Source organism: uncultured Thiocystis sp., assembly GCF_903866365.1.
In the GTDB taxonomy this organism is placed as follows: domain Bacteria; phylum Pseudomonadota; class Gammaproteobacteria; order Chromatiales; family Chromatiaceae; genus Chromatium.
This window is the reverse complement of record NZ_CAIPNF010000352.1, coordinates 81,273-94,490: the sequence shown is the minus strand read 5'-3', so window position 1 is coordinate 94,490 and position 13,218 is coordinate 81,273. Positions and strand designations below refer to the sequence as shown.

Genomic DNA, 13,218 nt, shown 5'->3' with positions numbered 1-13,218 from the left:
TGCGATAAAGAGGCGCGGCGCATCGGCATGGCGTTCCAGGGTTTCGGTCTAATTCCGGATCCGTCGGTGGAACGCAACATCGGCTTCGGGCTGCGGCACCGCCCGCGCCGCCATCGCGTCGCCCGCGTCGGCGAACTGCGGGAACTGGTGCGAACGACGGGAACTGGTCGGTCTGGAACCAGCCGACCGCTTCGCGCCAATTGAATCGGCCAGGGGGTCATCCTGCCCGCCACGGTGGTGGACGGGACGCGGGTCAAGACCGAGCTGGGACGGATAGCCGGGGAGCATGGACATGGTCTGACCACCGGCAGGGACGCCGAGGCGCTGATCCACCCGGACGATCTGCTGTAGGACAAATCCAGTCAACGCCGCGCCTCCGTGACCGAGCGCGCCTGCCGCCGCGCCGAATCTCTCTACGCCCTGCGGCTCGCCCGCGGCACCCTGGTTCTGTGCCTGGTTTCCAGTCACCATCAACACGCCATCGACGATGGGCTCGGCATCCGGCTGGAGGCCAGGCAACTGGTGATTTTCCCCCGGATGGAGACGGATCTCGGGACAGATGGGTCGGACGGTGCGTCGGAATTTAACGCATGGGGACAGAAATGATTGGCGATATATCACTGGTCCGCACCGCAGCGTACCGCAATGCGGACCAGTGGTCCTCTGCTAAACCCCTTCCCTGCACAACGTATCCCTAATAAAAAACAACCACAGCCAAATCAACCACGAGAACAGACTGCTTTCCTTATAAGGGCTGTTGCGTTGAGGCATCTGATGGACTGACGACTTACGTTTGCAGGCGACCTTCTCTCCGCGACTCACGCCATCTGTTTGAATCGCAGCATCCGGAATCCGATCCTGACACCCTGTATCCCTTCGTCATTAGACTAGGTCAGTCGAACGAGTATCAGCGAGAACTGGATCACAGTTTCCAGAGGGTGCTTGAAAGACTCACCACACAAATATTTTCCGACCCTGGATATAAACCGCGTCAATTCACTTAAACTGCATCCCGAGTCCCGATTGCGAGGTATTGATCCATGTTCGAGGCAACCAAGGTCGGCCGCTCGGTCAGCAAGGAAGACTACAAGGAGCAGCAGGAAGAACTGCGCACCCAACTGCTCAGCGTGCAGAGGGATCTGAAAGTATCCAACATCCCAGTGATCGTGCTGGTCTCCGGTGTCGAGGCGGCGGGGAAGGGCGAGGTGGTCAACCGCCTCAACGAGTGGCTCGATGCGCGCGGCGTGCAGACCTTCGCCTTCTGGGACGAGTCCGACGAAGAACGCGAGCGTCCTCGCTACTGGCGTTTCTGGCGTTCGATGCCGCCGCGCGGCGAAATCTCGATCCTGTTCGGCGGCTGGTATCAGACCCCCATCGAACATCGTTTCAAAGGTCACTGTACCGACGCGGAACTGGACGGAGAATTGAATCGCATTGTGGACTTTGAGCGCATGCTGATCCAGGACGGCGCCTTGATCGTCAAGTTCTGGTTCCACATGTCCGAGTCGGATCAGAAGGCCCGCCTGAAGGAACTCTCCCGCGATGACAAAAGCCGCTGGAAGATGGTGCCGGACAAGAGCAAGTTCTCCGAGCATTATGCCGCCTTCGAGCAAGTCGCCGAGCGGGTCATCCTGCACACCGATCGGGGCGTCTCGCCCTGGTACCTGATCGAAGCCGGCGACCGGCGCTATCGTGACCTCACCGTGGGCAAGACACTGTTGCACGCCATCCGCTCGCGGCTTGGCGAGCCCACCCCCGAGGATCAAAACAACACTCTGGCGGGGCCGGATCTGCCAAGCAGCGCGAGCGCCCAGATCACCCTGCTCGACCAACTGGATCTGTCGCTTGCCATCTCTCGCGACGATTACAAGACCGAGCTGAAACGTCTGCAGACCGAGATCAACGAACTCGCCTGGACCGCCTACAACAAAAAGCGTTCGACGGTCCTCATGTTCGAAGGGGTGGACGCTGGCGGCAAGGGCGGCGCGATCCGGCGGATCACCAACGCCATCGATGCCCGTCTCTACCGAGCGATCCCGGTCGCGGCACCCACCGACGAGGAAAAGGCCCATCATTACCTGTGGCGTTTCTGGCGGCACATCCCGCGCGCCGGCTATATCACGCTCTATGATCGTTCCTGGTATGGCCGGGTGCTGGTCGAGCGGGTCGAGGGCTTTGCCAGCGATGCCGAATGGCGGCGCGCGTACTCGGAGATCAATCGATTCGAAGAGCAACTGGTCGACAGTGGCGTGATCTTGCTCAAATTCTGGCTGCACATCAGCCAGGAGGAACAACTCAAGCGTTTCAAGGACCGGGAAAACGTCCCCTACAAACGCTATAAGATCACCGAAGACGACTGGCGCAACCGCGAGAAATGGCCGTATTACAAAGAAGCCGTCAACGAGATGGTGGTCCGCACCAGCACCAAGCACGCGACCTGGACTCTGGTCGAGGGCAATGACAAACCCTATGCGCGCGTCAAGGTCATGCGCACCATCTGCGACAATCTGAGAGATGCGCTCCAGCGGGATCCTGTTCCGACCGTTGGTTACGTCCCTTGTGGGGACAAGCGGATTGTGGAGACGAGAAAATCAAACGGGGACTCCAACGGGGGGAATTAAACCGCGCCCAGCGCGGTAGGCGATGTTTTGGATTGGAAGAACCTCGGCAGCCTCTACGACTGTCGGAGCGGGCGCGGTTTAAGCGATTGAAAATATAAATTTAAAACCGCGCCCTGCCAAGGACCGTGGATGCGCCAAACCCTGTCCATTTTCCGTTTATTGCAACAGAACTCGCGCAAAGTAGACAATTGCCACTGGATCATCGCCGCCATAATTCGCACCAATGACCAGTTTGCCGTCCTTCCGCAACTCAATTCCTCTGATTGCACCAGAAACACCGTCAATTTCGCGCTCGAAATCGAGGCCGCCATTCGTCCGATACCGCGCCAGAGCCGAAGATCTGGAATTGTAACCATCGGAAGCTGAATTATTACTGGTACCTCCACCGGCGACAATCTTACCGTTCGATTCTAGTGCGAGATCGTAAACGGCCGAATGGACCTCGTCAGGATTGTCAGCGTTAAAAACGGTTGACACCTTTCCCTGCTGACCAAAACTCGTATCCAGACGACCGTTGGCCTTGTAACGCGCCAACGCCGCTGTGCGGCGGCCCTGGTCCAGGCGGAACGCTTCGCCGGCCACCACGACTTTGCCATCACGCTGGAGGACAATGCTGTAGACAGTATCATCCCCGCTGAAGAAGTCGGTATTGACTCTTCCGTTTACGCCAAAGCTCTGATCCAGGAGGCCGTTGCTGCTGTAGCGCGCCAGCGCGAAATTGGCACTCTTGTCTCCGGTGCCCTTCCGAGCCGAACCCGCGAGGACGATTCGCCCATCGCGCTGAAGAGCCATCGCGTAAACGTAATCATTCATTGATGAAAAAATCGGTCGTGACTTTCCCCTCCTGACCAAAGCTCCTGTCCAGGCTGCCGTCGATGTGGTAACGAACCAAGGCAAAGTCATATCCTTTCTGCGGCGCATGTTGGGCGTAACCCGCGGCCACTATCTTACCGTCGGGCTGTATCACTACACTCGTCGCAACGTCGTTCTGCCCGAAAAAATTGGTTGTGACCACGCCATTTGTGCCAAAGGTCGTGTCCAAACTGCCGTCGAAATTCAAACGCGTCAGAGCGAAGTCGCCATTGTTTTCGTAGTAATCGGTCGAGCCAACAACCACGACCTTTCCATCGGACTGCCGTGCGCATCTCACCGCATCGGGACCTACACTATCGCCCCACGTGCTGATAGGCACCAACCCAAGATCGGCGCGGGAAATGACGTATGGGAATTCCAAGCGATCCTTGAGCCGGATCGCCGAGACATGGCGATCCGGCAACCTTCATTGGCTGACTGGCGCGTAAGGCACATAGTAGAGCCAGGCATCCTGATCGACCTTGAGGTCGATGAGGCTGGTGTTGCGGACATCGAGATGGACATAGATGGGTGTGCCGGCCGGGATGACGATTCCATAACCGGTCGGAAAGGTGATGCTGGTGTTGGTGATATTAGAGCCTACATAGGTGCTCCCGGAGGTCGCGCCATAGTCGAGTAATCCAGGTCCGGCGTATTTCATCCGAAAGATGCAGCCTTGTGCTTCGCCGCCGTTGCATTGGTACATTTCGGGACGGGTGCTGACTTCCAGATCCGTGTAAAGGGCGATGTCCGCCTGCTCGGCGACCGACGCGCCCAGGATGGCGACCGCAATGCTGGGGGTCCAGACGCCCGCGCGGTCAACGTGACAGGTTTCGCCGCGGTGGCACAGACCCGTGGTCGCTTTGATGACCGCTGTCTTCAGGGGCTGGATGTCCCCTGCACTGGCAATGGTCGCCAGACCAAGAGGCATCAGGGCGGCGAGCAAGATCCGCTGCGCTGCTTGAGGGGTCGTTCTGTTCTGCATCAATCTCATATTCAGGTCCGAATGGTTTGCGGTATCAAGAGTCTGGAAGTTGCCGCACGGCAAGTCGTGTGTCTACGCTATACTACGCCGGCAGCATAGCCATTCGCACTCAACCAGCCCGGCACCCTCACCCGAGGCGGCCCTCTCCCTTAACACTTTAACTAGACTCCCGCAATGCGTACCGTCTGGTCCATTCTGAATAAACTCGGGGTACCCATCACCCCTGTCATCTGGCAACGCTTCATCCAGATGATGCTGGATCTCGGTCGTTCCGAAGTTGGCGGAAAGGCCCGCCTGCTGTTCGCGCTTCTGATTATTTTTCTATGCGCAATCAATGGATTGAACGTACTGAATAGTTACGTCAATCGAGACTTTATGACCTCGATCGAACACCGGAACATGGACGGATTCGTCTTTTTCGCCGTGATGTATCTTCTCGTCATCGGGATAGCCACGGTCGTTACCGTTCTCTATCGCTACGCGGAAGAGAGTCTGGGCCTCCTGTGGCGCAAATGGCTGACGCGGCATGCCATTGACCGATATCTGGATAACCGGATCTATTTTCGGCTGCATGCCACCGGCGAGTTGACGAATCCGGATCAACGGATCTCCGAGGATATCCGGGCGCTCACCGCCACCACGATCTCCTTCACCCTGATGTTCCTGAACGCCACCTTTACGGTCGTGGCCTTCTCCGGGGTGCTGTGGAGCATCAGCCCACTCCTGTTCGTGGTGGCCGTCGCCTATTCCATCCTGGGTTCACTGCTCGCCATCTATCTGGGCAAACCCCTGGTCAAGCTCAATTACGATCAACTCGACCGGGAGGCCAATTTTCGCTCGCGCCTGGTCCATGTGCGGGAGAATGCGGAGTCCATCGCCCTGTTGCGCCGTGAGGGACGGCTCAAGGCCCGTCTGCGCGATCGCCTGGATGACCTGACCGCGAATTTCCAGCGCATCATCCTGATCAATCGCAATCTGGGCTTTTTTACCACCAGCTATAATTATCTGATTCAGATCATCCCTGCACTGATCGTGGCCCCACTTTTCATCAAGGGCCATGCGGACTTTGGCGTGATCACCCAATCCGCGGTGGCATTTACGCATCTGCTCGGGGCCTTTTCGCTGATCATCACCCAGTTTCAGTCCATTTCAGCCTATACGGCGGTGGTCGCAAGACTCAATGCACTGCGCGATGCCATGATCAAGGAGCGACCTGTTCGATCGCCAACCGTTGAATTCAGCGAGGACTGCGGTAGCGTGGCCTTCGAGCAACTGACCCTTTACGAGCCTCGTGACGGGCGGATCCTGGTCAAGGATCTGAGTCTATCCATTCCCGCCGGGATCAGTCTTCTGGTCCGCTCGACGAGCGAATCCGCGGAGAAGGCGCTCTTCCGGGCAACCGCCGATCTCTGGCACCAGGGCGAGGGACGAATCCTGCACCCTGGCCATGACGCGATTTTCTTCTTGCCGGAACGTCCCTATCTACCGCCGGGCACTCTGCGGGAGGTGCTGTTGCGCACCGGGCAGGAAAATGGCATCCCGGACTGGAAGATCCGCGCCAGCCTGAAAAGCCTGAATCTTGAGCACGCCCTGTTAAAAGCCGGCGGGCTCGACACGGAGCAGAACTGGTCGGATCTTCTGTCGCTCAGCGAGCAGCAGCGACTGGCCTTCGCGCGCGTGCTGCTCGCTGCGCCGCGCTTCGTCTTCCTGGACCATCCCAGTCGTTCACTCAGCGAATGCGCGGTCGGCGAACTGCTGAATCTTTTGCGCTATCAGGACATCACCTATCTGACCCTGGGCGATGCGGCGGATGACCCACGTTTCTATGACCGATTGCTGGAGATCGGGGAGGACGGCTCCTGGCGGCTGAGTCCGCCCGGCGGGTCGAAAACGATCGGGAATGACACCGGCGCGGCGGCGAATGTCACCATTCCAGAAGCCTCGCCAAAACCCGATGGAGGTCCGCCGTGACGTCTGAAGCCAGCTTCCCGAGCGGCTTTCTCTGGGGCGCGGCCACCTCCGCCTATCAAATCGAAGGCCAACCGCTCGCGGATGGCGCCGGCACCAGTATCTGGCACCGTTTTACCCACAATCCTGGCCGGGTTGCCAATGGCGAGACCGGCGACCTGGCCTGCGATCATTATCGGCGCAGCGAGGAAGACATTGCACTCATGGCGGATCTGGGCCTTGGCGCTTATCGCTTCAGCATCGCCTGGGGACGCGTGTTACCCGAAGGTCGTGGGCGCGTCAATGCCAAGGGGCTCGATTTCTACCGGCGTCTGGTGGATGCCCTGCTGGAGCGCGGTATCCAGCCCATGATCACGCTCTATCACTGGGATCTGCCGGCCGCCCTGCATGATCGCGGGGGCTGGCTCAACCCCGACAGCCCCGCCTGGTTCGCAGAGTACGCCCAAGTGCTGTTCCGCGCCCTGGACGATCGGGTGCCGCATTGGGTGACCCTCAACGAACCCTGGGTTGTGACCGTGCCAGGCTATCTCGAAGGCGCGCTGGCGCCAGGACATCGGGATCTGTTCGAGGCGCCGCGGGTCGCTCACCATCTGTTGCTGGCGCATGCCGAAGCGGTCAGTGTCTATCGATCCATGGGGCGCCACCAGATCGGTCTGGCGGTGAATCTGGAGCCTCAGCACCCCGCCTCGCCAAGTCCAGAGGACCAGGCCGCTGCCCTGCGACGCGACGCTTTTATCAATCGCTGGTTCCTCGACCCGCTCTTCCTGGGCGACTACCCAACTGAACTCGCCTCGCTGTTCGGACTTGCCTGGCCCGACTTCGCCGACTCCGATCTTACACGGATCCGCGCCTCGATGGCCCACGGAACTGGCGCTCACGCGGACTTCATCGGCGTCAACTACTATTCGCGAGGGCTGGTTCGGGCAGATCCCAACACCCTACCGCTCGGAGCTGAGAGGGTCAGTCCAGCGGAGGCTCTCTGCACCACCATGGGGTGGGAAATCTATCCGCGAGGACTGACCGAAACCCTGCTGTGGCTCCGCGATCGCTACGGCAATCCACCGCTCTACATTACGGAGAACGGAGCCGCGTTTCATGACCCGTCGGCACTGGACGACATGGTGCTGGATCCTGATCGAGTGGACTATCTGCGCTCGCATCTGTGCGCTGCCCATGAGGCTCTTGAACAGGGCGTGGATCTTAGAGGCTATTTCGTCTGGTCGCTCCTCGACAACTTTGAATGGGCACACGGCTATTCTCAGCGCTTCGGCCTGATTCAAGTCGATCCTCTGAACCAGACGCGAACCCTCAAGGCGAGCGCCCATGCTTACCGAGAAATCATCCGCAGCAATCGGGTCCACTCGCCTGAAGGTTCGAATCTTTAAGAGAATCCAGCCGTCAAAAGGGCAAAATTGCGCTCACACCTCGCCGCGATTGTAGTCGGGCTGCGCGGTGATTTTGTGGATGCTGAGATCCGCGCCGAGATATTCCTGCTCCTCGGTCAGACGCACCCCGACCGCCAGTTTGATCAGACCATAGATCGCGAAACCTCCGGCAAAGGCCACTAGCACGCCGATCGATGTGCCAACCAACTGCGCGGTCAGGGTTACGCCACCCACCCCGCCCAGCGCCTGAAGCCCGAAGATCCCGGCGGCGATCCCGCCCCAGAGTCCACAGAGTCCGTGCAGCGGCCAGACTCCGAGCACGTCGTCGATCTTCCATTTGTTCTGGGTCAGGGTGAAGGCATAAACAAAGAGCGCACCGGCGACACCGCCCGTGACTAGCGCCCCTAATGGGTGCATGAGATCGGAGCCGGCGCACACTGCGACCAGACCCGCCAGCGGTCCGTTATGCAGAAATCCAGGGTCGTTCCTGCCCACGACCAGGGCCGCCAGGATGCCGCCAACCATCGCCATGAGCGAGTTGACAGCGACCAGACCGCTCACCGCCTCTACCGTCTGCGCCGACATGACATTGAACCCGAACCAGCCGACCGTCAGGGTCCAGGCGCCCAGCGACAGGAAGGGAATGGACGAGGGCGGATGGGCGGTCATGCCGCCATCGTGACGATAACGCCCCGTGCGCGGACCGAGCAGCAAGACCGCCGCGAGCGCGATCCAGCCGCCGACCGCATGCACCACCACGGAACCGGCGAAGTCATGAAAGGGCGCGCCAAAGGTAGTCTCAATGAAGGCTTGCACTCCCAGGTTGCCATTCCAGACCATGCCCTCGAACAAGGGATAGAGCAGCCCGACGATCAGGAAGGAGGCGAATAACTGCGGATAAAAACGCGCGCGCTCGGCGATGCCGCCCGAGACGATGGCTGGGATCGCCGCGGCGAACGTGAGCAGGAAGAAGAACTTGACCAGTGCGTAGCCGTTTTTTTCCTGTAACGCCTCGGCGCCGGCGAAGAAGTCGACCCCATAGGCCAAACTGTAGCCGATGAAGAAATAGGCGATGGTGGAGATCGCAAAGTCGCTCATGATTTTCGACAGGGCGTTCACCTGATTCTTGGCTCGAACCGTGCCAAGCTCCAGGAACGCAAACCCCGCGTGCATGGCCAACACCATCACGGCGCCGATCAGGATGAATAAGACATCGGTTCCTGCCTGTAATGATTCCATCTGTCATCTCGTTTTAGGATTTTGAACGAGGTTTCAAGCACGGATCAGGCCAATCACGAAACCGTGGATCCACTCCATGGAAATGGGTAATTCTGAAACAAGAATGCCAGAAGCGAGCGTGGAATCCGCGTGATAAGAATTTTGCAAGCACCAGACAGATTCATCGCGCACCAGAATGGTGCATTCACGAAGTAGAGCTTCACCTCGCGGGGTGACGAAGCAGGAGCTTCGTCACCCGCTGGGAATCGGGAAGTAGAAAATGGACAATTTCTTCAATTCGATGGAGACGATCACCCTCTTGCGTCGGGGCTATGCGGAAACGGACATCTGGCTCGTCTGATTGGTCTGATCCGTCGATCCATAGGACTGCATCAACTGCATGATCGTTCGCATCACGGCGGTGCTGTTTGTTGCGCCCTCATCCGTGGCCTCCGAGGAGGATGCCTGCGACTGGCTGTAGGCGAGGAACTCCTCCAGGCTGACCGTTCCATCCTCGTTGGTATCGGCCGCGGCGATGATCTGGCTTGCATCGGATTCGCTCTCCTCCGAGGGCGGCGGCCCACCCATGCCTCCCGGACCGCCTGGCCCACCAGGACCGCCCGGTCCACCCGGCCCGCCCGGACCGCCCGGCCCACCTTGAACGTTTGCCGTGGCAGCGTCCTCGCTGGACTGTTCCAGCGTCATCGCTTCCTGAAACGTCACGCGCCCATCGCCATCGGCGTCCGCCGTCTCGAACTGGCTCAGGACATTGGTCAAGAGTTCGGCGCGCGCCGCATCCTCTTCAGTCAATGACTCCGCTTCATTGAGCGCGGCCAGTTGGCTCGTCAACTCTTCCTCGGTGAACCCGGCATCGTTTTCCATCCCGCCCGGTCCGCCCGGTCCACCGCCCATGCCTTGAGCGAAACCAATGCTGTCGGCGAGTGTCTGGAGGGTATTCGTTAGCTCGGACTTCGTGACCTCGCCATCCTCGTCCGCATCGATTGCCGAGAAGACCTCGTCGGTGCTTGCAACCGAGGAATCCCCATTCGCCGAAGACATCTTCTCGAGGGCCGCCTGAAGCTCCGACGCGGCGAGCGTGCCATTGCCGTCGGAATCCAGGTCGGAAAGCAGGTTTTTCGCCATGGTGGCGGGATCGGGCGGCCGCGCGTTGCCCCTGGCCCCTACCCCGTAGGTCATCGACGAAAGACTACCGATCCCGCTGATCGCGCTCATGGAACACTCCTCATGGTTGAAACGACCCATACCGTCCGTCTTCCGGGCGGTATTGTTTATTGATCAAAGTATCGGCTTTTATCGGACAAGGTGGGCACTCGCCAATGTAAAAGTGGGTAAAAATTCAACGGTGTCGACATTCTCGAAGACGCGATGCAATGGCTCCACCCGCCCCAGAACAAACCACTCCCCACTGCCTGAAAACCGCAGATCCCGTCCATTGGAACACGCCTCGAAGCGGGCATCCTCGGCGATGTCCGCAAGCAATTCAACCAGATCGAGCGACATCGTGGGCGTCTCGTCACACCCGGACTCCAGTCTCGCAAGGGTCAGGATTTCGCTGACCAGGGTTCCCAGTCGCGCGGACTCGCATTCGATGCGATCAAAGGTGATCTCGGTTTGGGTCGGATCCTGACGGGCAAGTCTGATCGCGGCCTGGAGACGGGCCAGCGGCGAACGCAACTCATGCGAGACATCGTGAAGCAATTGGCGCTGCGCCTCCACCAGACATTGCAGTTCCAGCGCCATGCGGTCGAAGTCACGGCCCAGATCGGCGATTTCATCGCGGCGGCGACCCATCCGCGACTGGATTCGCGTCTCCAGCCGACCTTCGGCCACTGCACCTAGCGCCCAACGCAGATTGCGGACCGGCTTGGCGAAATACCAAGCCAGCAGGGCGCTGGCCGCGAGGCAACCGAGCAGGATGGCGAGCATCGGCAGATAGGGCGGCGGCGGTCCTGGGGGCGGCGGAGGCGCAAAACCTGGAGTCCAGGGCAGCGAGGCGGGAGAACCTCTCCCCCATGGAAAATTCATCGCGTCATTGTCCGCTTGCCAGACATGCGACATGGCGGGTGGCGGAGGCTGTTCCCAGGAATCCCCGAATACGCCAATGGTCAGAAACAGCGCCAGCGCGGCAAGCCCCTGGGCCAGAAGGAAGGCGAGAAAGAATTTCCAGAACAGACGTCCCACGCCGGATTATTCCTTGACCAACTGATAGCCCATACCGCGGACACTCTGAATCCAGGAGCGACCGTTCGGCAGAGTGCCGAGCTTCTGGCGAATACTGCTCAGATGAACGTCGATACTGCGGTCAAACCGCGCCAGGGGGCGTCCTAGACCCTGTTCGGACAGGACATGACATCCAGGACGACGATGGCATAGTCGCCATCCAGCGCCCGCGACACGCCGGTCTCGCCATCATGGACGGCATCGACCTGAAACCCATCCCCTTTCAGGTATTTCTTCAGCAGCGCGCTCAGACCCAGATCGTCATCGATCAGCAGAACCTTGTGCATCGAACTCAACCCGTTGCGCGACGCAAGACATCCAGACGCTCGCGGATCTGATCGATGACGGGGGCGAGCTTGCGACGCATGAGACTGCCCAGCGTCGTGGAATCGGACAGAATGGGCAGGATCAGGCCATACCCCACGCCGGAGAGAAACCGCATGGCCGCGATCTTGGGGGGCGATGGTGAGCATTTGCCGCAGCATTTCGACAACTTGCGCATTCAGGCCATCCGGATTGACGAATCGCTCGGCGTCGGCGAGCAGATCGTCGAGCAAGAGATCGGGTTCGCCAGCCGGGCGCAGCGGGGCGAAATACGCGCGCAGACAGGCGAGGGTGGCGAGCACGACATCCTGACTGGGAGGCTTGGCGAGCACGTCTCCGACTGTCTTGAGAAACGCCTGACCCTGCCCCGAACACGCCCGCTTGAGCAAAACCGCAGAGGCATTGTCCTGACCCGCCAGGTCATGCACGACCTCCGCCAGCACGCGCACGGGCGCCGGTTTCGGCAGATCGTCCGGCAACGCCTGGAGAAACCCGACCAGATAGGCATGCTTGCTGGTGGACTTGCGCCAGAGATCCCCGCGCCGCGTCGAGCAGACCCGACTGCGAACCGATTCGACGATCGCCTCGCTTTCGGTCTCAAAAGGTTACCCAGGTATTCCATCAGATAACCGGAGGCGATCCTCGGGACTGAGATCCATCGGATCAGAACGCCCGCGCGGATCGCCTGGCGGCGGTTGAAGAACGCCGATTCGACGCCTTGAGAACCGGTTCGACTGCTGCTGTGCGTTTGAACGTCTCAGACCTTTACCTGTTGGCGATCCGCGTCGAAACGGTCGTCAGTTTAAGGCGATTTCCGGAAAAAATTTACCGATTTTCTGTTCGTCCCGAGTCCTGAGTCCTTCGGCAAGGCACTCCTGAGCGAAGCCGAAGGGCTCAGGAGTGCCTTGCCGAAGGGTCGAAGACTCCGTCTTGCCCGTCAAGCTGCGTTTGGCATCGAAAAAGCGATGCGGTTGTTCTAAAGCCTGACCATCAGGCTTCAGAACAGGGGGTCGCGAATCCTACCACTCGCGCGCGGGAGAACGACTGGGAAGATCCCGCACCAGCGTCGCCACCTCGCGACTGAAATCGGCCAGCGTCGCGCTCATGGCGTCAATCAGTGCGTTTTCGTCGCCGGGTTCGGCGAGCGGCCGCTGGTAGCGGCTCTCCCGCACGGCCAGCACCTGTTCGAGATTGGGATCGAGGATGACCCAACGCACCTTGAGCAGTGCCTGATCGTCGGCGGTCCCCTGGAAGGCAAGAACCTCGGCGCTGATCCGAACATCGAGCGGATAGCGCACCTCGCTCGGCAGGACGAGGATGCGGCTGGTGCCGAGCAAGCGTGCCAGGTTCTCGCTCCAGACCCGCATGAAATCATCCTGGAGCGTCCCGCCCCAACGGTGGAACTCATCGACCGCGAGGCGATTTCCAGCCGTCTGGGTCACGATCTGCGGTCGATCCAGGAAGACCGGAAAAGACACAGGCCCCAATCCGATCGCCAGCGCGCTGTCCGCCGGGATCGGCTGTTCGTTCGTGGCCGACAAGGCGGACAGAAGATAGAAACTGGACGGCGGCGTACTCGCGCACCCGCCAAGACCCAGAACCGTCAAGACAAGCAACATTCGCG

At 59.9% G+C, this 13,218-nt stretch carries 15 protein-coding genes and 1 pseudogene; 6 read left to right on the top strand and 10 right to left on the bottom strand.

Annotated elements, in window-relative coordinates; translation table 11 throughout:
• The 3 genes and pseudogenes from QZY07_RS20055 to pap form a co-directional block, all read left to right on the top strand.
• A pseudogene (locus QZY07_RS20055) lies at positions 1 to 204 on the top strand (hypothetical protein); the annotation flags it as partial.
• A gap of 174 nt (positions 205 to 378) precedes the next feature.
• On the top strand, positions 379 to 606 hold the full coding sequence (locus tag QZY07_RS20050; protein WP_295406431.1) for a hypothetical protein: 228 nt from the start codon (positions 379 to 381) through the stop codon (positions 604 to 606).
• A 434-nt stretch (positions 607 to 1,040) separates the two neighbouring features.
• Entirely contained in the window at positions 1,041 to 2,621 is a 1,581-nt protein-coding gene (gene pap, locus QZY07_RS20045) for a polyphosphate:AMP phosphotransferase (protein WP_295406430.1), read from the top strand.
• A 156-nt stretch (positions 2,622 to 2,777) separates the two neighbouring features.
• On the opposite strand, the gene QZY07_RS20040 is transcribed toward pap, so the two are convergent.
• Genes QZY07_RS20040 through QZY07_RS20030 form a run of 3 tightly spaced genes read right to left on the bottom strand, consistent with a single transcriptional unit; the run spans position 2,778 to position 4,458 of the window.
• On the bottom strand, positions 2,778 to 3,434 hold the full coding sequence (locus tag QZY07_RS20040; RefSeq protein ID WP_295406429.1) for a delta-60 repeat domain-containing protein: 657 nt from the start codon (positions 3,432 to 3,434) through the stop codon (positions 2,778 to 2,780).
• A complete protein-coding gene (locus QZY07_RS20035) occupies positions 3,427 to 3,855 on the bottom strand; it encodes a delta-60 repeat domain-containing protein (RefSeq protein WP_295406428.1) in 429 nt (142 codons plus the stop codon). Before QZY07_RS20035 ends, QZY07_RS20040 begins: the two co-directional genes overlap by 8 nt.
• A gap of 45 nt (positions 3,856 to 3,900) precedes the next feature.
• The gene (locus tag QZY07_RS20030) at positions 3,901 to 4,458 is read right to left on the bottom strand and encodes a hypothetical protein (protein WP_295406427.1); all 558 of its coding nucleotides are present in this window, start codon (positions 4,456 to 4,458) and stop codon (positions 3,901 to 3,903) included.
• Positions 4,459 to 4,632: 174 nt separating this feature from the next.
• Between QZY07_RS20030 and QZY07_RS20025 the strand changes: the two genes are divergently transcribed.
• Entirely contained in the window at positions 4,633 to 6,429 is a 1,797-nt protein-coding gene (locus QZY07_RS20025) for an ABC transporter transmembrane domain-containing protein (RefSeq protein WP_295406426.1), read from the top strand.
• Positions 6,426 to 7,811: a GH1 family beta-glucosidase gene (locus tag QZY07_RS20020; protein WP_295406425.1), complete on the top strand. Its 1,386-nt coding sequence runs from the start codon at positions 6,426 to 6,428 to the stop codon at positions 7,809 to 7,811. The genes QZY07_RS20025 and QZY07_RS20020 overlap by 4 nt, the downstream gene beginning before the upstream one ends.
• A gap of 33 nt (positions 7,812 to 7,844) precedes the next feature.
• On the opposite strand, the gene QZY07_RS20015 is transcribed toward QZY07_RS20020, so the two are convergent.
• The 6 genes from QZY07_RS20015 to QZY07_RS19990 all read right to left on the bottom strand — a co-directional run bounded on the left by QZY07_RS20015 (position 7,845) and on the right by QZY07_RS19990 (position 11,712).
• On the bottom strand, positions 7,845 to 9,050 hold the full coding sequence (locus tag QZY07_RS20015) for an ammonium transporter (protein WP_295406424.1): 1,206 nt from the start codon (positions 9,048 to 9,050) through the stop codon (positions 7,845 to 7,847).
• Positions 9,051 to 9,359: 309 nt separating this feature from the next.
• Positions 9,360 to 10,262: an EF-hand domain-containing protein gene (locus QZY07_RS20010; RefSeq protein WP_295406423.1), complete on the bottom strand. Its 903-nt coding sequence runs from the start codon at positions 10,260 to 10,262 to the stop codon at positions 9,360 to 9,362.
• Positions 10,263 to 10,340: 78 nt separating this feature from the next.
• Positions 10,341 to 11,231 carry a histidine kinase dimerization/phospho-acceptor domain-containing protein gene (locus QZY07_RS20005; protein WP_295406422.1) on the bottom strand — a complete coding sequence of 297 codons (891 nt, stop codon included), beginning with the start codon at positions 11,229 to 11,231 and terminating at the stop codon, positions 10,341 to 10,343.
• A gap of 6 nt (positions 11,232 to 11,237) precedes the next feature.
• Entirely contained in the window at positions 11,238 to 11,324 is an 87-nt protein-coding gene (locus QZY07_RS20000) for a hypothetical protein (protein ID WP_295406433.1), read from the bottom strand.
• 50 nt (positions 11,325 to 11,374) lie between these two features.
• Positions 11,375 to 11,557: a hypothetical protein gene (locus QZY07_RS19995; protein ID WP_295406421.1), complete on the bottom strand. Its 183-nt coding sequence runs from the start codon at positions 11,555 to 11,557 to the stop codon at positions 11,375 to 11,377.
• Positions 11,558 to 11,562: 5 nt separating this feature from the next.
• The gene (locus QZY07_RS19990; protein ID WP_295406420.1) at positions 11,563 to 11,712 is read right to left on the bottom strand and encodes a hypothetical protein; all 150 of its coding nucleotides are present in this window, start codon (positions 11,710 to 11,712) and stop codon (positions 11,563 to 11,565) included.
• Here QZY07_RS19990 and QZY07_RS19985 point away from each other — a divergent pair.
• Positions 11,711 to 12,223: a hypothetical protein gene (locus tag QZY07_RS19985; RefSeq protein ID WP_295406419.1), complete on the top strand. Its 513-nt coding sequence runs from the start codon at positions 11,711 to 11,713 to the stop codon at positions 12,221 to 12,223. The genes QZY07_RS19990 and QZY07_RS19985 overlap by 2 nt on opposite strands.
• 390 nt (positions 12,224 to 12,613) lie before the next feature.
• Here the strand turns inward: QZY07_RS19985 and QZY07_RS19980 are convergent, their stop codons facing one another.
• A complete protein-coding gene (locus tag QZY07_RS19980) occupies positions 12,614 to 13,213 on the bottom strand; it encodes a PqiC family protein (RefSeq protein WP_295406418.1) in 600 nt (199 codons plus the stop codon).
• Positions 13,214 to 13,218 lie beyond the last annotated feature (5 nt).